Annotated in this window: 21 protein-coding genes; 7 read left to right on the top strand and 14 right to left on the bottom strand. The window is 44.9% G+C overall.

What is annotated here, in order from left to right:
- Positions 1-5: 5 nt before the first annotated feature.
- Both QSJ37_RS00270 and QSJ37_RS00265 read right to left on the bottom strand, forming a co-directional pair.
- Positions 6-1,196, bottom strand: a complete 1,191-nt coding sequence (locus QSJ37_RS00270) for a toxic anion resistance protein (RefSeq protein ID WP_285752578.1) — start codon at positions 1,194-1,196, stop codon at positions 6-8.
- A 16-nt stretch (positions 1,197-1,212) separates the two neighbouring features.
- Positions 1,213-1,845 (bottom strand): 5-bromo-4-chloroindolyl phosphate hydrolysis family protein, encoded by a 633-nt coding sequence (locus QSJ37_RS00265; protein WP_285752576.1) that lies wholly within the window; start codon positions 1,843-1,845, stop codon positions 1,213-1,215.
- Between the two features lie 222 nt (positions 1,846-2,067).
- Here QSJ37_RS00265 and QSJ37_RS00260 point away from each other — a divergent pair, with 222 nt between their 5' ends.
- Together QSJ37_RS00260 and QSJ37_RS00255 are read left to right on the top strand one after the other, a co-directional pair.
- Positions 2,068-2,202 carry a hypothetical protein gene (locus QSJ37_RS00260; protein WP_015864160.1) on the top strand — a complete coding sequence of 45 codons (135 nt, stop codon included), beginning with the start codon at positions 2,068-2,070 and terminating at the stop codon, positions 2,200-2,202.
- 19 nt (positions 2,203-2,221) lie between these two features.
- Complete coding sequence (locus QSJ37_RS00255; protein ID WP_285754703.1) at positions 2,222-2,884, top strand: SIMPL domain-containing protein; 663 nt, start codon at positions 2,222-2,224, stop codon at positions 2,882-2,884.
- A gap of 35 nt (positions 2,885-2,919) precedes the next feature.
- Here QSJ37_RS00255 and QSJ37_RS00250 read toward each other — a convergent pair whose 3' ends face one another.
- The 3 genes from QSJ37_RS00250 to QSJ37_RS00240 form a co-directional block, all read right to left on the bottom strand.
- Positions 2,920-3,684 (bottom strand): TcaA second domain-containing protein, encoded by a 765-nt coding sequence (locus tag QSJ37_RS00250; protein WP_285752570.1) that lies wholly within the window; start codon positions 3,682-3,684, stop codon positions 2,920-2,922.
- Positions 3,685-3,984: 300 nt separating this feature from the next.
- The gene (locus QSJ37_RS00245; protein ID WP_285752568.1) at positions 3,985-4,350 is read right to left on the bottom strand and encodes a histidine phosphatase family protein; all 366 of its coding nucleotides are present in this window, start codon (positions 4,348-4,350) and stop codon (positions 3,985-3,987) included.
- A gap of 133 nt (positions 4,351-4,483) precedes the next feature.
- The gene (locus tag QSJ37_RS00240; protein ID WP_285752566.1) at positions 4,484-5,194 is read right to left on the bottom strand and encodes a CAP domain-containing protein; all 711 of its coding nucleotides are present in this window, start codon (positions 5,192-5,194) and stop codon (positions 4,484-4,486) included.
- Between the two features lie 479 nt (positions 5,195-5,673).
- Between QSJ37_RS00240 and QSJ37_RS00235 the strand changes: the two genes are divergently transcribed.
- Positions 5,674-5,982 (top strand): hypothetical protein, encoded by a 309-nt coding sequence (locus tag QSJ37_RS00235; RefSeq protein WP_285752565.1) that lies wholly within the window; start codon positions 5,674-5,676, stop codon positions 5,980-5,982.
- 232 nt (positions 5,983-6,214) lie between these two features.
- Here the strand turns inward: QSJ37_RS00235 and QSJ37_RS00230 are convergent, their stop codons facing one another.
- From QSJ37_RS00230 to ilvD, 3 genes are all read right to left on the bottom strand, one after another.
- Positions 6,215-7,420: a thiolase family protein gene (locus QSJ37_RS00230; RefSeq protein WP_285752563.1), complete on the bottom strand. Its 1,206-nt coding sequence runs from the start codon at positions 7,418-7,420 to the stop codon at positions 6,215-6,217.
- 368 nt (positions 7,421-7,788) lie between these two features.
- The gene (gene megL / locus QSJ37_RS00225; protein WP_285752560.1) at positions 7,789-8,982 is read right to left on the bottom strand and encodes a methionine gamma-lyase; all 1,194 of its coding nucleotides are present in this window, start codon (positions 8,980-8,982) and stop codon (positions 7,789-7,791) included.
- A gap of 125 nt (positions 8,983-9,107) precedes the next feature.
- Positions 9,108-10,784 carry a dihydroxy-acid dehydratase gene (ilvD, locus tag QSJ37_RS00220; RefSeq protein WP_285752558.1) on the bottom strand — a complete coding sequence of 559 codons (1,677 nt, stop codon included), beginning with the start codon at positions 10,782-10,784 and terminating at the stop codon, positions 9,108-9,110.
- 439 nt (positions 10,785-11,223) lie between these two features.
- On the opposite strand from ilvD, the gene proB reads away from it, so the two are divergent.
- Both proB and QSJ37_RS00210 read left to right on the top strand, forming a co-directional pair.
- On the top strand, positions 11,224-12,348 hold the full coding sequence (gene proB, locus QSJ37_RS00215; protein ID WP_171698929.1) for a glutamate 5-kinase: 1,125 nt from the start codon (positions 11,224-11,226) through the stop codon (positions 12,346-12,348).
- Complete coding sequence (locus QSJ37_RS00210; RefSeq protein ID WP_285752552.1) at positions 12,345-13,586, top strand: glutamate-5-semialdehyde dehydrogenase; 1,242 nt, start codon at positions 12,345-12,347, stop codon at positions 13,584-13,586. Before proB ends, QSJ37_RS00210 begins: the two co-directional genes overlap by 4 nt.
- Positions 13,587-13,622: 36 nt before the next feature.
- Here QSJ37_RS00210 and QSJ37_RS00205 read toward each other — a convergent pair whose 3' ends face one another.
- Both QSJ37_RS00205 and QSJ37_RS00200 read right to left on the bottom strand, forming a co-directional pair.
- On the bottom strand, positions 13,623-13,907 hold the full coding sequence (locus QSJ37_RS00205) for a DUF3784 domain-containing protein (RefSeq protein WP_285752550.1): 285 nt from the start codon (positions 13,905-13,907) through the stop codon (positions 13,623-13,625).
- A gap of 152 nt (positions 13,908-14,059) precedes the next feature.
- Positions 14,060-14,482, bottom strand: a complete 423-nt coding sequence (locus tag QSJ37_RS00200) for a GtrA family protein (RefSeq protein ID WP_285752548.1) — start codon at positions 14,480-14,482, stop codon at positions 14,060-14,062.
- A gap of 467 nt (positions 14,483-14,949) precedes the next feature.
- Here QSJ37_RS00200 and QSJ37_RS00195 point away from each other — a divergent pair, with 467 nt between their 5' ends.
- Positions 14,950-15,330 carry a hypothetical protein gene (locus tag QSJ37_RS00195; RefSeq protein ID WP_285752546.1) on the top strand — a complete coding sequence of 127 codons (381 nt, stop codon included), beginning with the start codon at positions 14,950-14,952 and terminating at the stop codon, positions 15,328-15,330.
- A 147-nt stretch (positions 15,331-15,477) separates the two neighbouring features.
- Here QSJ37_RS00195 and QSJ37_RS00190 read toward each other — a convergent pair whose 3' ends face one another.
- From QSJ37_RS00190 to QSJ37_RS00175, 4 genes are all read right to left on the bottom strand, one after another.
- A complete protein-coding gene (locus QSJ37_RS00190) occupies positions 15,478-16,026 on the bottom strand; it encodes a shikimate kinase (protein ID WP_285752544.1) in 549 nt (182 codons plus the stop codon).
- 57 nt (positions 16,027-16,083) lie between these two features.
- On the bottom strand, positions 16,084-16,863 hold the full coding sequence (gene aroD / locus QSJ37_RS00185; RefSeq protein ID WP_285752542.1) for a type I 3-dehydroquinate dehydratase: 780 nt from the start codon (positions 16,861-16,863) through the stop codon (positions 16,084-16,086).
- Positions 16,864-17,355: 492 nt separating this feature from the next.
- Complete coding sequence (locus QSJ37_RS00180; protein WP_285752539.1) at positions 17,356-18,201, bottom strand: Cof-type HAD-IIB family hydrolase; 846 nt, start codon at positions 18,199-18,201, stop codon at positions 17,356-17,358.
- Between the two features lie 215 nt (positions 18,202-18,416).
- Positions 18,417-18,860 (bottom strand): DUF4275 family protein, encoded by a 444-nt coding sequence (locus QSJ37_RS00175; protein ID WP_081189392.1) that lies wholly within the window; start codon positions 18,858-18,860, stop codon positions 18,417-18,419.
- 81 nt (positions 18,861-18,941) lie between these two features.
- Here QSJ37_RS00175 and QSJ37_RS00170 point away from each other — a divergent pair, with 81 nt between their 5' ends.
- Positions 18,942-19,370, top strand: coding sequence for a peptidase M42 family protein (locus QSJ37_RS00170; RefSeq protein WP_285752536.1), 429 nt, complete (start codon positions 18,942-18,944; stop codon positions 19,368-19,370).
- The last annotated feature ends 60 nt before the right edge of the window (positions 19,371-19,430 follow it).

Genomic DNA, 19,430 nt, shown 5'->3' with positions numbered 1-19,430 from the left:
TTTATTCATCGCTCGTTTCGCTTTAATGACAACAACGTTTGTTTCAGCTGTTCTTCCATCGTAACGAGCTCTCGTTCTACTTGCTGCCGTTTGAGACGGCCTTCTTGCTGGATTTTTAACGTTTCTTCTAATGTCGTCACTAAATTTTCCTGCGTTTTTTTCAACGTTTCAATATCAATGAGCCCACGTTCATTTTCTTTCGCGACTTCAATGCTGTTTGTTTTCAGCATTTCCGAATTGCGAAGCAGCAAATTGTTCGTCGTTTCCGTTACTTGTTTTTGCGCCTCGACCGCTTTTTGCTGGCGGAATAACGTCAGTGCGATCACAACTTGGTTTTTCCATAGCGGAATCGCGGTTAAAATCGAGGATTGAATGCGCTCGACCAGCGTCTGGTTCATATGCTGAATCATGCGGATTTGCGGCGCGGTTTGAATCGTTACTTGCCGGCTTAATTTTAAATCGTGGATACGTTTTTCCAGCCGATCGGCAAACTGCAACAAATCATTCACTTCTTGCATTTCCATTTGGTTTCCTGACCGTTCTGCTTGGGCGCGTTTTTCCGGAATCACTTTCGTCCGCAATTCTTCCAGTTTATACTCTGCCGCCGCGATATAAATGTTAAGCGCATCAAAGTATTCTTTATTTTTTTCGTACAATGTTTCTAGCATCATAATGTCGCGAAACAGCAATTGACGGTGCTTTTCCAGTTGATCGGCGATTTTATCAATTTCCACGCCAATTTTTTGATACTTCGCGATCATGCCTTGCAGCGATTTTGATACAGAGCCAAACAGCCGCGCAAACAATCCTTTTTTCGCCGGAAGCAAGTCATCCGGATTCACTTCTTTAATTTTCGTCATTAAATCACTGATCACTTCCCCAACGGGCCCTGCATCTTTTGTTTGCACATGATGTAAAATCGTATGGGAAAACTTCGACAGCTCTGCCTGCGCCGCAACCCCGTATTGAATGATGGCTTGCTGGTTGCGCGGATCGATTTGTTTCGCAAGCTGCAGTGCTTTGTCGCGATGTTCCGGCTTTAACGTATCGATCAGTCTTGTCGGCTGCGTTTGTTTATGAATATCCGTTTCCTCTTGTTCATTCGGTAAGGAAAACGGATTTTCCAAAAGCGAATCCAGCGAGCTTGTCCACTGCTCGCGAAGATCGTTTGCCGGCATGTGATCAGACGGTTTCATAGTCGTTCTCCTTTCTTCACTTTATCGTTTCTGGCAGCTTTTGTTGCTCTAACGACTGCTCGAGCAGTTTCGTTTCTACTTGTAAATCAAACACATCATTCGAAAGTATCTCCAATAACCGCCGCTCCGCCGAAGCGGCTACTTCATCAAGAAGCCGTTCCGTCTTCCACAACGCCTCTTTCATCTCTTGATTGCGTACAGGCTGATTGATTAAATAAACATATTTTTCGATCATCGTCACCGCCATTGGCAGTTCGTTTAAGAAAAACGATTGGGCAAGACGAAATTGATGTGGATGTTGTTCCACCGCGCGAATCATTTTATCGACAGCCGTACATATTCGCGAAATTTTTTGCCACATGACAAGGGAGCGAACGCGGAAACGAGCGATGCGCATTTGTTTCCATTTTTTCCGCGCCTCATGAAGCTGTGAGCGAATATACACTTTCTCTTCTTTTAAAAGCCCTCCCGTCGTAATTTTTCCATCCCTCTTTTTCATCACGAACGATGTAGCAAGCATTGCTCCCATTCCGGATAAAAAGGAAGGAAAAAAGCGAAAATCAGTGAGAAAAAACGTTGTTACCGCCACTATAACACCTACATTCCAAGAAACAAACCAGCGCCATAACGTTCTAAGCAACTGTTTCATCGTCCATCCCTTTCTCCTGATCTATTTACTTTCATTATAGCATGTCCACTTTCTTTCATACGTGTCAATTGCCGATTTTGTTTCATTTATCTAACTGGTAATCGTTAGAGTTCATATGGAAAATTTGTGACGCTGTCATGGATCCATCACCTCTTCGCGCATAGGACAACATAACGGACGAATATGCTGTAACAAAAAACATATACAAAGGAGCTGGGCCGCATGAAACATATTGATTGGCAAATGGTATATTTTGTCGGTGCCACGTTATTAAAAGAATATTGGTGCTATATCGGGTTGCCGCGCGTTTACTATTGGAGCATCAACGATTATGAGGATAATAATAAAGCAGCGTAAAAATGAAAGGAGAATCATGATGCAAGAATGGTATATGCCGATTCAAAGAAGCAAGCCAGCCGTGAAAACGATCACGGTCACCGGACAAGGGACCATCATTACGAAACCCGATACGGTCATCATTACACTCGGAGTACGAACAGAACATAAAAACGTACACGAAGCGCTCGCAGAAAACGCAAAAAGAGCGAATGCCATGATTCACGCGCTGAAAGCAATTGGAGTGAGGGAAGAAAATATCGATACTGCTTCTTTTTCGATTTATCCGAAATATGATTACTCTAACGGAAATGCCGCTTTAATCGGCTACGAAGTAGAGCATATTTTCGACATTACCGTCAAAGATCCAAAATCGGTTGGCAACATTTACGATACCGCTGTCCAAAACGGCGCAAATATTGCCCGCCACATTCAATTCCGCCTCGCTAATGAACAACCGTACTACCAGCAAGCACTTTCTCTTGCCGTAAAAAACGCGAAAGAAAAAGCCATCGTGATCGCCCGCACTCTCGGTCTTCCATTGCACGACATACCGATCCAAGTAACAGAAGAAAGCGTCGCTCCATCGATTCCGCGTACGCCTTCCTCCATCACAACGCTAGCCGCCTCACAAGCAGTCACGCCGATTCAGACGCAAGATATTATCATCACCGCTACAGTGCAGGCCGTATTCCCATATTAGACAAAAAGATCCTTCCACTTCGTGAAGGATCTCCATCATTCTCTCGTCAAATCCACTTCATATACTCGTGAACCGCCAAATAAAGCAACTTTTTTTGTTTGTTTCTCACGTTTTTCCCCGTCCTTTTTTACGCTAGTAATCGTATATGTCCCAGGCAAATACGGACCGACCTTTTTTACCAATGGATCTTTTGTCGGTTTGCCTTTTACTTCCTTGCCATTAATGATAATTTTATCATCCGGCTCATTCAAACGAATGTTAAAAAAGTACAAGGTCGGTTCAAAAACGTAGCGATCTCCATATACTTTAATGGTAAAAATAGGAGGTTTTGACGTCAGCCCTTTTATATATACGTGCTTCATTTTCTGCTGTTTCTCAAAGTCCTGCTCTAACTTTTCATACGCGTTCGGATGATCCTTTAAATAGGTGAATAAAGGCTGAAGCGTCGTTTCATTGACGGAAAGCGACTCATCAGGAATACGGATATACTTTTTCAAATCGGCGATATCTTCGTCTTTTAAAGCTTGTTCCAACCGCATAATCGCCACTTCTCTCTCCGCAGTATTTTTGAGGGCTCCATATCCTTTTAAAATCAGCCCTCCAATGCCCCATACCACCATGACAGCGAGAGCAATGCGCCAAATGAGTCGATAATATTTTTTTCGCCGCTTTTGCATAAAAAGACGCGCTTGTTTTCTCTGTTCATAGCGCGCTAACATCGCTGTGCCGCTTCCCTCGGTTCTTATTTCTGTACGATTTGACCCCCTTATAGTTTCATCGAAAGACACCTGTTGTTTCACTGTGCTTCCCCTCTCCTGTCTTTATTTCTAGTTCATCTTTATGCCAGAATCAGGGAATCTATGTTACGAAAACAACCAGTATGCCCTAGTGTTTATTATTATAAAACGTGTACAAAACCGCATGCCAATGTTTTGCACTTGGCGATGCGGTTGGTTTCCAGCCTTTTTTCTTTAATGCTGCTCCAATCAATCTGTTGAACCATCCGTGTCCAACTACGACAATATCCCCATATCGATTCGCATATTGGCATAGTACATCCGCTGCGTACTCCGCCCGTTTTTTCGCTTCTTGGTACGATTCTACACCAGATGAATATCCACATAACCAGCATACACGAGAAAAAACAAGCCAAACAGCAGTCGGCAAACGAAGCCAACGAACACCTGCAAACGGAATTGGGGTGTGGACTTCCCGCATCCGTTACATAATTCAACATGGCAAGAAGGCCGCAACGCTTTTACCGATTGCAGGGCGCGCGGGAGCGGACTGGAAATTATAAGCTCTGCCTTTTTCATTGCTTCAAGAGTCGCCGCTGGAATTTTATCTTCTTCTTCACAAATACCATGCTCATCATACGCCCTCACCCATTCGGCAAACTCACGGCTAGTCATCCATCCCCGCGTTTGCCATTTCGATTTTCCATGACGGATAAGCGTGATGTTCATACTTTTCCTCCTCACCGCTTATGATGACGCCGCGACCCGCTTCTCGCGCCGCTTTTCAAGATAGGGTTTTCTTGCTCACATTATATAAAAAACCACACCACTAATGTTAGTGGTGTGGTAGAAACGTTGATCCTTATTTTCTTATAAATTGTTGTGTCCAGATATATCCGTTTTCTTCAAAGCCTACTCCGATATGCGTGTAGTTTTTGTTCAAAATATTCGCCCGATGGCCTGGGCTATTCATCCAAGCCGCTACTACTTCTTGCGGAGTCCGTTGGCCTTTTGCAATATTTTCTCCAGCGGCCGTATAAGAAATGCCGAATTTTCTCATCATTTCAAACGGAGAACCATATGTCGGGCTGTTATGGGAGAAATAATGGTTCACTGCCATGTCTCTTGACTTTTCACGTGCCACTTTGCTTAACGCTAAATCAACCTTTAAAGCCGGCAAACCATATTTTGCCCTTTCTTTGTTTGTTAAATCTATTACTTGTTGTTCATAAGCCTTTAATCCTGCATTTGCATTTTGACTTGGTACAGGCGCCTGCGTTGCTGGCTTGCTTACAGGAGTTTGTACATTCGCTGACGGTTTTTGGACAGTAGTTGTGGCTGGTTTTGGCTGTACTGTTTTTGCCACTTCTGCATATCCTGTTTGATCTAAAATAAACTGCACCCATTTTTCGACATCTTGAATATTAGATGGATAGACAGTTTTAACTTCATAGTTTTGGATAGACGGACATGGGGCAGGCCCTGCCGCTTCCGTTTTCGCCGTTGTAGTGGTAAAAGACGCTCCTACAATCGCTAAAGATGCAGCAAGTGAAAATACGATTTTTTTGTTCATTGTTTCTCCTCCTTCAATCTCATCCCTTGCTTGCACATACATCATAACATGAGTTTTTTGTAATATTTTTAGATAAATATGGTAATTGCATTAATTTACCATTGTAGTTCTGCGAGAATAGATTTTTTCATAAAAAAATCCTAGTCTATCCCTAAAGAAAACTAGGATTGTAAAAAACCATCTTTCATGGTTATTTAATCCTGTTTTTTTATTGATAGTAACCCTTACCATATATTACTTACGAAATAAAGATTGACAAAGTTTAAGAAAAGGATAAAAATTAACATTTTTTACGATAGTGTTACAATATAGCATTTTGTTTGAAAATTTTTGCAAGAATTTTTTATTGCGTCTTGTCAAATCTTCATGGTTTCATGACAATTTTTCGAACATTGTCTTAAACTCATTATATTTGCTTTAATTTTGTAGTATAGTAAATAGTGCGATTAGGTAATATTTCATATTCTAGGGAGCGTGCAATGATGATCGTTCATGAGTTAGTTGGTACGGAAAACTTGTTTGCAGGGCAGTTAAAGGAAGGATATTACGTTGTTCGTGAGAAATACAACATGTTAGATATCCATCAGTGCAGCGCGGATGTGTTTCAACAATTTGACTGCGGAACGGAAGAGGTTGTTACTGTTGTTTTTGATCCTGGCAATGAATATTCCCTTGTCTGCCTTGATGTATATACATTTGAAAACAAATCTCCTTCCCTCGCCGAATTGAAAAAGACACTTCAAACAAAGCATCAAGATATTTTCCAAATAGAAACAATCTCAGCATAAGGCTGTTTCGGGGCTGACATAACACCTTCTTATGTCAACCCCATTTCTTTTATCTCTCCACCGAAATATAACTCTTTTTTGGTCACTTTTTTCATCTAAGTTTCCATCCGTCCAATACGCTAACGGAGAACACAAAATGACAGAAACCATTCATCAGTAACGCATCAACCAAAACAAAAGCACTGCTAATTACGGCAGTGCTGTTCGCCATTAGTCAAAAAACGTTTGCTTCTTATGTTTCCGGATTTTCAACAATCGTCGCGATTCCTTGTCCTACACCGACACACATTGTCGCAAGGCCGTATTTCACCCCGCGTTTTTTCATTTCGTAAACGAGTGTCGTTAAAATGCGGGCGCCGCTTGCCCCAAGCGGATGCCCAAGGGCGATCGCTCCGCCGTTGACGTTTACTTTCGCGCGGTCAAGTTCCAGCTGTTTGATGCATTCCAGCGACTGTGAGGCAAACGCTTCATTCAATTCCACTAAGCCAATATCATTGATTGTTAATTTCGCGCGCGCAAGTGCCTTCCTCGTCGCGTAAATCGGGCCGATTCCCATCACCGCAGGTTCTACCCCCGCAACCGCTGACGTTACATACTTCGCAAGCGGCTTCATTCCAAGCTCTTTTGCTTTTTCCGCGCTCATTAATAACAGCGCGGACGCTCCATCGTTGACTCCTGAAGCGTTTCCTGCTGTGACGGTTCCATTTTCAAATAGCGGAGGCAGTTTGGCCAGCTTCTCTAACGTCGTATCTGGACGAGGATGTTCGTCTTTATCTACAACAACTTCGTTTCCTTTCCGGTCAACATATACGACAGGAACTAATTCGTCTGCAAAGCGATTCGATTCGATCGCTTTTTTCGCTTTCATTTGACTTTCATAAGCAAATTCATCTTGCGCTTCGCGAGAAATGCCGAACCGTTTTGCGACATTTTCCGCTGTCTGCGGCATGCTGTCGGTTCCGTACATTTCCTCCATCTTCGGGTTAATAAAACGCCAGCCGATTGTTGTATCGAACATTTCTATATTGCCGCGTGGAAAGTCCGCGCTCGGTTTTGCCATCACAAACGGCGCGCGCGTCATGCTTTCCGTTCCGCCTGCGATTACAATGTCTGCTTCTCTTGTCATAATCGTGCGTGCAGCGTAGTTGACGGCATCAAGTCCTGAGCCGCAAAGACGATTGACTGTCGTTCCTGCCACTTCAACTGGCAATCCAGCTAGCAAGGCGGACATCCGTGCGACATTTCGATTGTCTTCCCCAGCTTGATTGGCATTGCCAAGAACAACTTCTTCAATTTCATGGACTGGAAGATTTGGATTGCGTTCCACAAGCGCACGGATGACGGTTGCCCCTAGATCATCGGGTCGGACGTCTTTTAACGCCCCTTTATATTTTCCAATCGGCGTCCGCACCGCATCAACAATAACGACTTCTCTCATTCATAAATTCCCCTTCCCATTTTTATTGGTGAAATCTCCCTTCCGAGTCGTGATGCTTGATCTGCATCGACGAATGCTGTTTCTCATTCAACTACTGCGATGACGCACATAATTTCCTTTTCACCGTTTCTAAACTACTACAATAATGTTATGAAACTTGACCTCCTTACTATGTTTTATGTTGGACAAACAAAAATAAGCACTCCGGGATAAGAGTACTTCCATGATCTAACTTCCTTTGCACACCTACATGAAAACACTTTCATTATATTAATTTTATAATATACTAAATATTCCAAAATTTAAACTATCACTTTAGAGAATCTCAAAAAAAAGCGCGCAAACAATGAAAATTTGCCGCGCCGTTTTTATATAACGCCTAATGAAGAAAGCGCCTGTTCTAAATCATCCCAAATATCTTCCCACGCCTCTAAACCAACGGACAAACGGATGAGTTGGCCGCTGATTCCCATCTTTATTCTTTCCTCTTCCGGCACCACAGAATGGGTCATCGTTGCCGGATGTTGAATTAACGTTTCCGTATCGCCAAGGCTGACAGCGATTTTAATGAGTTGAAGATGATTGAGAAAGCGCTGGGCGTCTCGTTTTGTGCCTTTAATTTCAAACGAAATCAAGCCGCCACCGCGTTTCATTTGTTTTTGATAAATCGGATAATCGCGGTTGTCTGGGTCGGCAGGATAGCAAACGCGTTCAACGAGGGGATGTGTTTTTAACCGTTCGGCAATTTTCTCCGCATTATCGCAATGCCGGTCCATCCGCACCGGAAGTGTTTTTAATCCTCTTAGCAACAGCCAAGCGTCAAACGGGGAAAGGATTCCGCCGATATCTTTTTGCGTTGTTTTCGCGATTTCCTCCATCAATTCTTTTTTCCCGACCGCGATGCCGGCAATGACATCGCCATGGCCGCCGATATATTTCGTGGCACTATGAACGACGACATCGCAGCCAAACTCAAGCGGCCGCTGCAAATACGGCGAACAAAACGTATTGTCCACCACAACGGTAATTCCATATTCTTTCGCCACGTTTACAACCATTAGCAAATCGATGAGTTTCATCGTTGGATTAATCGGTGTTTCCACATAAATGCAAACCGTTTCCGGACGGATAAGGCGGCGGATCTCCTCTTCCGTTTCCATCGCGCAAAAATCGTGGGAAACGTGATATTTCTTTTTCAACATCTGCAGCAAACCAAACGTACAGCCGTATACTCCTTGCGAACATATAATATGGTCATTGGCTTTCGTTAATGCAAGCAACACTGCGGATACGGCCGCCATCCCAGAGCTAAACGCGAGCGCCGCTTCCCCACCTTCCAAACACGCCATTTTTTCTTCCAGCATCCGCACCGTCGGATTGGCGAGGCGCGAATAAATATAGCCGTCTTCTTGCCCAGCAAACCGCGCTTCTCCCTGTTCCGCCGTGTCAAACGTAAACGTCGATGTTTGAAAAATCGGCGCCGCCAAACTGCCAAAATGCTGTTTCGCGTCATATCCGTGATGAATAACGATCGTTTCCATTCGTTTATTCATATTGTTCATCCCCCCTATATTTCTATCATATACACCTTTACCTAAACTGTAATCGTTTTCATATAGATTTTTTACAAAAATAAAACCTGTTCGCTCTGGTCATGGGACCGGCGAACAGGTTTTTTGATAGGCTGTTAAATTTTCATAATCCCGCCCGTGCTCGCAGAAGTAACGAGCTTCGAGTAGCGTGCGAGATAGCCGGTTTTTACTTTTGGTTCAAACCCTTTCCAGTTCGCTTTCCGTTTTTCCCATTCTTCGTCAGAAAGCTTTGCGTTAATCGTTCTGTTCGTAATATCGATTTCAATAATGTCTCCGTCTTCAATAAAGGCAATCGGACCGCCTTCCGCCGCTTCTGGGGAAACGTGTCCAACCGATAAACCGCGGGATGCCCCTGAGAAACGTCCGTCGGTGATAAGCGCGACTTTTGTTCCAAGCCCCATGCCGACGATTTGCGAAGTTGGCGCGAGCATTTCCGGCATTCCCGGTCCTCCTTTTGGTCCTTCATAGCGGATGACGACAACATGGCCTGGTTTTACTTTCCCGCTCGCAATGCCTTCGAGCGCCTCTTCTTGCGAATCAAATACGATCGCTGGCCCTTCATGGCGCGTAATGCCGGCTTGCACGCCTCCTGTTTTAATGATCGCGCCATCTGGAGCGAGATTTCCAAACAATACGGCAAGTCCGCCTGTTTCGGAATACGGGTTATCAATTGGGCGGATGACATTATAGTCTTTGACTTCACAGCCGGCGATGTTTTCCCCAAGCGTTTTTCCGGTTACGGTCAACGTATCGAGATGCAGCGTTCCTTCTTTTTTCGCTAATTCATTTAATACGGCTGATACGCCGCCCGCTTCGTGCAAGTCTTCAATATGCACATCGGAAGCTGGCGCCAGTTTGGCGAGATGCGGAACGCGCGCGGCGATTTCGTTAATTCGTTCGAGTGAGTAATCGATCCCTGCCTCGTTTGCAATCGCAAGCGTATGTAATACGGTGTTCGTCGAGCCTCCAAGCGCCATATCGAGCGCAAACGCGTTGTCAATCGCTTTTTCCGTGACAATATCGCGCGGTCTAATATCATGCTCGATTAAATACATTAATTGTTTCGCCGATTGGCGAACCAATTCTTTCCGTGCCGGATCTACCGCTAAAATGGTTCCATTTCCTGGCAATGCGAGCCCTAATGCTTCCGCCAAACAGTTCATCGAGTTGGCTGTAAACATTCCCGAACAGGAGCCGCATGTCGGACAGCCGTATTTTTCTAATTCCTGCAATCCTTTTTCATCAATTTTCCCTGCTTGATAAGCACCGACCCCTTCAAATACGGAAGAAAGCGAAATTTTTCGCCCGTCGCTCGTCACGCCAGCCTTCATCGGTCCGCCGCTGACAAAAATCGTCGGAATGTTTAGCCGCATCGCTGCCATCATCATGCCTGGTGTAATTTTATCACAGTTTGGAATGCATACCATTCCGTCAAACCAATGCGCGGAAATCACCGTTTCGATCGAATCCGCGATAATTTCGCGGCTTGGAAGCGAATAGCGCATGCCGATATGCCCCATCGCAATCCCATCGTCGACGCCGATTGTATTCATTTCAAACGGGACTCCGCCCGCTTCGCGAATCGCTTCTTTGACAATTTTCCCGAACTCCTGCAAATGCACGTGTCCCGGAATAATGTCAATATACGAGTTCACCACGGCGATAAACGGCTTGTCAAAATCTTCTTCCTTTACGCCTGCCGCGCGCAGCAAACTGCGGTGCGGCGCCCGGTCAAATCCTTTTTTAATCATATCGCTGCGAAGCTTTCTCAATCTAAATCCCTCCGTTAGTAGTTTTGTAGTCTCGATGTTTTTAGTATTGTACCATTTTTTTAAATAAAATGACAATTGTATTTATTTCGATAACAACAAACATCATTGTCTAAGAAAAAAGATAATATCCCTCTTGACAATTTTCTGATTTGTATGGATAATTTCTAACAAATCGTTGATACGGAAAACGGTACGGGACTAGTAAATCGATGGAACGTGCAAGAGAGTGGAACCCGTAGGCTGGAAGGTTCCTCACGGGAAGTCGATTGAACCTGCCCTAGAAAGGCCGCTTATGCAAACATAAGCCGTCCGCCCTCGTTACGGGCAAGAGGTGGGCGCATGCTGCGCCAAAAAAGGTGGTACCGCGGAACGCTTTTTCCGTCCTTTTGCAAGGAAGGGAAAAAGCGTTTTTTATTGGCGAACAGAAAGGAGGAAAAACGTGAAAAAGCAGCGAGTCGTCGTGAAAATCGGAAGCAGCTCATTAACGGATACAAAAGGCGCTCTTTGCCATGAAAAACTTTTCGATCATGTCGAAGCGATCGCCTATATCAAACAATTAGGCCACGAGGTCATTTTGATTACATCAGGTGCGGTCGCCGCCGGGTTCGGACCGCTCGGCTATCCGTCCCGGCCGACTACCACTGCGGGAAAACAAGCAGCAGCGGCGGTCGGGCAAGGGCTGCTCATGCAAGGCTATATTTCCGCATTCAAACAGTTCGGTATTACAACAGGACAAATTTTATTAACAAGAGAAGATTTTTATAGCCGCGAACGGTTTCATAATTTATTTTCCACGATCACTACATTGCTGGCATGCGGAGTTTTGCCGATCATCAACGAAAACGACTCCGTGTCCGTCGAGGAATTGACGTTTGGCGACAACGATATGCTTTCCGCGCTTGTCAGCGGCTTTTTGCACGCGGATGCGCTCATTATTTTAACGGATATTAACGGATTATATGATGATAATCCGAAAACGAATCCGAAAGCGAAAAAATACGCGTTTCTTCCGAATATTACCGATGAAATGATTGAAGCGGCGGGCGATAGCGGCTCCGCGGTCGGCACAGGTGGCATGAAATCAAAACTTCTCGCCGCGCAAAAAGCGCTCTCATTTGGAGTAAGCGTCTTTGTCGGAACGGGTGCGGGGAAAGAAAAACTTTGCGACATTTTGGAAGGAAAAGGAGACGGGACATATATCGGCGCGCCGTTTCATGGACATATGCAAATGCGCAAGCAATGGATTGCATACCATGCACCGGTCGCCGGAAAAATCGAAATTGACGAAGGCGCCGAAATCGCCCTGTTGCAGCGTGGAAAAAGTCTGCTTCCCGCTGGCGTTACCGCGGTATATGGAAATTTTTCCGCCATGGATGTCGTCGAGGTCGTCAACCGAAAAGGAGCCGTCATCGGCCGCGGTCAAGTATATTACTCCGCTAGCGACTTAGAACAAATCAAAGGCCTTTCTAGCAATGAAGCGAGAAAATATTCGATTAACCATCGACCAGAAGTAATCCACCGCGACAACTGGGTATCATTACGAAAGGAGAGTGTCGTAAAATGAACGAATTGCTTATAAAAGCAGAACAGCTTCAACAAGCAGCGAAAACGTTAGCCCTTCTGTCAACAGAAGAAAAAAACGAAGCATTAACGCGCATCGCCGAAGCGCTGATAAAACAAAAAGAATGGATTTTGCAAGAAAACGAAAAAGACGTTGCGCTTGGAAAAGAACAAGGTCTTTCTCCTGCTTTAATCGACCGATTGCAGCTAACGAGCGAACGAATCGAGCAAATTGTCGACGGCGTCCGTCAAGTTGCAGGTCTTCCTGACCCAATCGGCGAAATCGTCGAAGAATGGACGCGGCCGAATGGGCTTCGCATTCAAACAATTCGCGTGCCTCTCGGTGTCATCGGAATGGTGTACGAAGCGCGCCCGAACGTCACCGTCGATGCCGCAAGCCTTTGCCTAAAAACAGGAAACGCCGTCTTATTGCGCGGCAGCTCATCGGCGCTTCATTCAAACAAAGCGCTCGTCCATGTCATGAAGGAGGCGCTTCGCGATTCCGCCATCCCTGCCGATGCCATCCAGCTTCTCGAAGACACGAGCCGGGAAGCGGCCCAGCAAATGTTTCGTTTAAACGGCTACTTAGATGTATTAATTCCACGCGGCGGAGCAGGACTGATTCGCTCCGTCATCGAAAACGCCACCGTTCCAGTGCTGGAGACTGGCGTTGGCAACTGCCATATTTTCATCGATGAATCGGCGCAAAAACAAATGGCCATCGATATCGTCCTAAACGCGAAATTGCAACGCCCATCCGTCTGCAATGCGGTGGAAACGGTATTAATCCATCAAAACTGGCCGTATATCAGCGAACTCGTCGAAACATTGCACGCGCGCGGAGTAGAGCTGCGCGGCGATTCGCAGCTTGCTTCATCGTATTCCTTTATCCAGCAGGCTGCCGAAGCAGACTGGAGCACCGAATATTTGGCGCCGATTTTAGCTATTAAACTCGTGCAGAACGTCAAAGAAGCAGTCGACCATATTAACCGCTACGGCACGAAACATTCCGAGGCAATTATTTCCGAACAAAACGACAACGTCCGCTTCTTTTTCCAAGCGATTGACGCCGCCGTGCTTTATCATAACGCCTCGACCCGCTTTACCGACGGCGAACAGTTTGGCTACGGGGCGGAAATCGGCATTAGCACGCAAAAACTGCACGCCCGCGGTCCGATGGGATTGCGCGCGATCACCACGACGAAATCGCTCGTATACGGCACGGGGCAAATTCGCTCCTAAAGGAAAAAGCCGAATCCAGCTTGTCGGATTCGGCTTTTACTCTACCATTTTGACATTTGCATAAGCCGCAAGCGCCACATGCCCGATGACGGCAAGCGGAAAAATCACGATCATATCAGGATGGTCAATCATGCTTCCAGCCGCTGCGGCAATGCCAACGATCATATTATATTTCCCTACGATTCTCGCCAGTTTTTCTTGATCACGAATGCGCCGCTGATTATATCCAGACAATAACCACGTATATTTTTTCGCCCCGATAAAATACGCCAGCAAAAACGAAACGACTGCTAAAAACAACAGTTCGAAAGAGTAAATCACTTAGTTACCTGCTCCCATCCGTTTATCCTATTTTTATTATTGTATCATTATTTTTATGGAAAATTAAGACTATTGTTCTATATGGTACCGTTTTGCACATCCGATTCGGAATATCAGGCTCTAACCAATCCAAAGTTTGTCGTACACCCATGTTAGGAATGGGACGGTTTCGAGGCAAACACCCAGAAGCGGCTTCCAGCAAAATTGACGGCAATCCCTCCCAACGTCGCTGCGAGTTTTCCGGCAAACAACGGCCAGTGCCCAATGTCCCGGCAGAGAAAGAGCAGAAGAAGCGTCACTGCCAGCGACAGCACATTCACCACGATAAAACGCAAAAACTCTCCGATGTTCGCTTTTCGTTTTACTTGAAACGTCCACATCCTGTTCCATACATAGCTGTTGACCACGCCGACGGTATAAGAGCATACTTGCGCCAACAGCGCGGAAACGCCAAACGAGGCAAGAAGAAAAAAGACAATAAAATCCACAAATGTATTTCCGGCGCCAACAAGGCAAAAACGCCATAATGTTTGAATATTTTTGCGGCTGTTCCACGCAAAACGATGCATTTTCATGCTTATTTCCGACTCCCCACACGTCTTTCACGATATATAACGAACGTTGCTTCACTTCCTCGTATAAGCAACCGATATATCTCCAACAATCCTAAGGCATAAGTTACAAAACAGTATAACCATCAGATACGGCGGCTATTTCGCTACCGTGGAATAAGGAAATATCTTTAATTATAATATCACATCACTTGAGGAAGAAAGCATGTCAATACGATAAAAATGGAAGAACATTAATCCAAAAAACAATAGCAAGCCGCCGCCTTTTCTCGCGCATTTTCTCTTCTTTTTCTAGTGTTTCTTTTTCCCACATCATCAATATAAAAGTACGATGAAAATTAAGTATAAACTTTCTCAAATGAAAGTGATGGACTCATTCGACAATCTTTTATTCTCGTAAGCATCGTAGATTTTCCTTTCCTTCTTTTCTTTCTTCTTTTATAATGAGATAAGTAAGGGAGGTGAGAGAAATGGAACAGGAAACAATGCTAAAAGAAATTTTGAAAGCATTGGAGCTTCATTCCAACCATATGCACACAAAAATGCAAGAAATGGAAAACCGTTTGGAAACAAAAATGCAAGAAATGGAAAATCGATTAGAAGCAAAAATGCAAGAAGTGGAAAATCGATTAGAAGCAAAAATGCAGAAAATGGGAAATCAACTCAGAACAGAAATGAGACAGATGGTAGAAAATCTTGAAGAAAAAATGAACGAGCGATTCAACCGTTTAGAAACAAAAGTAGACAGCCTGCGCATCGAACTGTCGGAAACACAGGAAACGGTCGATTTCCTCTCAAGCAAAACGCTCCAGCATGAACGGAAAATCCGCGAGTTGTATCGGCAACAATGACCGTCTCCTCTCTTATTTTCCTCCTGCTGCTCCTTAAGTGTTTCCTTCGGCAACGAATCACCTGAAAAGAACATTCCTTGATTCATCGACGTATCATAAATTCCAACAGAAAACACCCTTGTACAAAACAAAGGGTGTTTTTCCTGATTATTCCGTATCCCGCTCGCAAATCAATTCCATTACGCGGGTTGCTACCGTTTCCGGATCAAGCCCATCTGTCGCCACGCGATAATGATGCTGAGAATAAGCTTGTTTCCGCTGTTCAAATAATTGCTTGATTTCCTCGAGCGTCTTATTTTTCAACAAAGGACGGTCATGGACAATGGACGGAAGACGTTCTTTCCAGTTTTCCCATGACAAATCGAGGAAAACGACAATGCCGTGGGATAAACAAGCCTTTCTTACTTCCTCCTGCAAATACGCGCCTCCCCCGAGGGAAATAATTTTTAAGCGGGTGTTCGTGCAAAAATCAATGATCAGTTCCCTCTCCACTTTTCGAAAATAGTCTTCTCCCATTTGTTCAAAAATGGTCGGAATCGACATTTGATGCCGTTTCTCGATTTCCTGATCTACATCAATAAAGTCTCGGTACAGCTTTTTCGCCACAAGCTGGCCAATCGTTGTTTTTCCTACTCCCATAAAGCCGATTAAAACGATATTTCTTTCCCGAAGCGGAATGTTACAATATTTCTCCATATCTGCCGCCCTTCCTTTAAAACAAATCATAAAAATTATTTGCTCCTTCCATATCCATTAGCCGTGAAACATATGCTTTTGCACAATATGAAGGACTTCTTTCAAATCCTCGATTGGAATTTGGCCTGGCGCCGAACTGTTTTGGCCAACAGCAAAAGTAACCGCCGAACCAAACATCCATCCAGCCAAGCGAGTAATGATCCCTAATCCTCCCATTGACATGGTGATAAGGGGAATGCTTAACTGGCTTCGTGCCTCTTGGGTCGCCTGGCATAAAACAAGCAAATCTTGCGGAGAAGCAGGCATAACAGCGACTTTGGCAATATCAGCTCCATATGATTCCGCTTGCAGCATTTTTTGGACAAGTTCTTCTTTTGGGGGAGTTGAGCTGAAATTATGATAGGACATAATCATGCGAATGCTATATTCCTTTGATACTTGGCGAAGCGATGCCAATTCCTTTTCATAAAGCAGCTCGTAATCAATCATATCCACTAATCGGCTTTTGCACACTTCTGTAAATAGTTCGATTTTTTCTGTTTCTGTTAACGGAACAGGATTCCCACCTTCCTTTTCCGAACGAATCGTAAAAAGAATGGGAATTTCCCCTGCAATTTTTCGGATGGCTAGTGCTGTTTCGAGCACTTTTTGCAGATCGTAAATATCTTTAAAAAAATCGGCGCGCCACTCAATAATATCAGGCCCCTTTCGACATACTTCTTCCGTCTCCGACAAAATTTGTTCCATACTCGCTCCTACTATAGGAGTACAAATGCATGGCTGTTCTCCGCCAATTTGCTTGCCCCTTACGGATACAATTTTTTGTGATATATTCATGATTATCCCCCTATTCTCGATATCCTAACTTTTCTGAAATGGCCTTAGCCCCTTCTTTGGCTATTTCTCTATTGTTTCAGAAATGAATCGGTTCGTAGGATCTAAAACAGTCAAACATGCCTTAACTTCACCGTTAATATGAAAATAGGCACAGCCATCGCCAATCCCAGTGCTATAACGATTGACACTTTCAGACATAAACTGCGGCACAACATAGAGTATAACAACAGACGTATAAATCAAAAACCGCAACAATTGCCTTTATTCATAATAGTACAACAAAATGAGGCAGTCTGAAAATCCTTCCAGCCAATATTTGTGATGGATTCATACAAATACAGCCAGCCCTCTGTTTATAGAGAGCTGGCTGTTCACATGCATTTGCTGCAAAAAATTCTGCTTGCCGTATTGAAAAACTTTGATTTTTCTTAACGGAGTCCATTGGATACGGAATAAGACGATGGAAAGAGCATGATGCCACCGTCACTGTTTTCATTTGTCGATCAGCTCTTCCAATACGACCGCCACGCCGTCTTCCTCGTGTGACGCGGTGACCATGTCGCTGACTTCTTTTAATTCGGGTGCGGCATTTTCCATCGCTACGCAGCAGCCGGCGACGGCGAACATCGATAAATCGTTATGACTGTCACCGAAAACAACCGTATCTTTCAGATCGATGCCATAATGGGCGGCCAGTTTTACAAGCGCCTGTCCTTTCGTCGCCTGTTCATGGTTAATTTCGATGTTGTTTGGGTGCGACGAGGTGACAGTAATGCCGGAAATGCCGTCAAACTGGGCGGCCGCTTCTTGTAAACGTTCTTGATCGAGAGAAAAAATGAGCACTTTATAAAAAACGGTTTGCCGATCTTCCCAGATGGCGCGGATGTCATCAACATACGTCACGCGCGCCTGCTGGAACTGCTTTTCTACGATGCGCTTTAATTCGGGAGCGATATCGCTTGCCTGCTCGGCCATCGCCTCAAGGTGGGCGCGGTTATGGAGTCCGACATAGACGGCATCGCCCGTATAAATTTCGCAATATAACTCCGGCTGCGCGCGCACCCATTCGAGCGCTGGAATCAACTTTTCCTTGTCAAGCGGCACATCGCCAAGCACCGTCCCATCTTCTAATGTCATCACCGCGCCGTTTAAACTCATAATCGGGCAAACAAGCCCAGCATCCCGAAGCGGCGCGCGCGCGTCTTTATACGCCCTGCCTGTTACGATCGCCACGATATGGCCATGCTTTTGCGCTTTTGCAATGGCCTCTTTATTTCTTTCACTCACCCTCCCTTGCGAATTGAGCAGCGTTCCATCCATATCTAATGCGATTAACACTATTGCATCCCTCTTTCTTTCATTATGCGTGTTATAAATCACTACTCCATCGTGATCATTTAATTGATAAGGTTAAACTATTTTCCTCCATATCATCACAAAATTTTCCTTCTTTTCATTCTATCATTTATTTATGACAAAATAGAACAAATACAATTGTAAAAGAAATTATTAACGCACTGGATGCGGAAATGAACAAGCAATTGGAAGCAAAGCTACAAGAGATCGTTGAAGCGGAAGCCTTCTTGGCTATATTTGCGATAAAAATACGGCCCGCACCACTCTTCATGCGTCTGCACGTACGTCCATGTAAACTGCGGATCGACGACATACACATCGTGCTCCCGCCGCAAATCTTCCGCCCGCAAATTTTCAGCGTTTACAAGCATATACGCTTCTTCTCTTTCTTGATAAAACAAATAACAGACGAACCGATTCTCCTCATGAAACGCTTGCATCGCCGCTTTTCCTTCAAGACAAGGCAGTTTTTCGTAGCTGAATACATGCCACAAAAACTGCTCAAAATAAATCGACTGTTTTTCCTGTGGACTAATGGCATCCGTAAATGCCTTTTCCCAACGCTTGCGAAAGGCTTCTCCTTCCCCTATTAACTCTTCCACAACGATACCTCTATTTTCTAATATTTTTCGTATATTCATCCAATCCCCCTACTCCCAAGGAAACATATCCGCTCGCGCGGCATCTTAGGCGCCGACAGCCGCGCGGGAATCGCGGTCATCTTGGAAATACTTGATTTCATTCGTCACTCCCGCTTCCAAAGAACGCTTAAAATCTTCCTTGCCATCGAAGAAGAAATCGGCTGCCTCGGCTCGCGCCATATCGCCCCAACATTTTTGCAAAACGTCGACGCCGCAATTGTCGTTGACCGACGCGGAACGCGCGACATCGTCACTTCTTACGCTGGCATCATGCCATTTTGCGACGACTACAGCCGCACTTTTGAAACAGCGGGAGCGCTCGCCGGCATGCCAGACTCGAAAATCACCACAGGCGGCCTCAGTGACGCCAAATTCTTCGCCGAATTCGGCATTCTATCTGTCAACTTATCCGTAGGCTACGAGCACGAACATACTGAATTCGAAACGCTTGACTACAAAGCAGCGTTTGAAACGGTGTTACTGCTTGAAACAGTGTTCGAAACAACATGATCACAAAAGAACTCTTCGCAACGTGTAAGGGTTAGGAGAAAATAGAAAGTAGAGTGGAGC

It is taken from the genome of Parageobacillus sp. G301, assembly GCF_030268025.1.
Taxonomy (GTDB): domain Bacteria; phylum Bacillota; class Bacilli; order Bacillales; family Anoxybacillaceae; genus Parageobacillus_B; species Parageobacillus_B toebii.
Note: the sequence above shows the minus strand (reverse complement) of the source record. Positions and strands in the feature narration are given on the sequence as shown.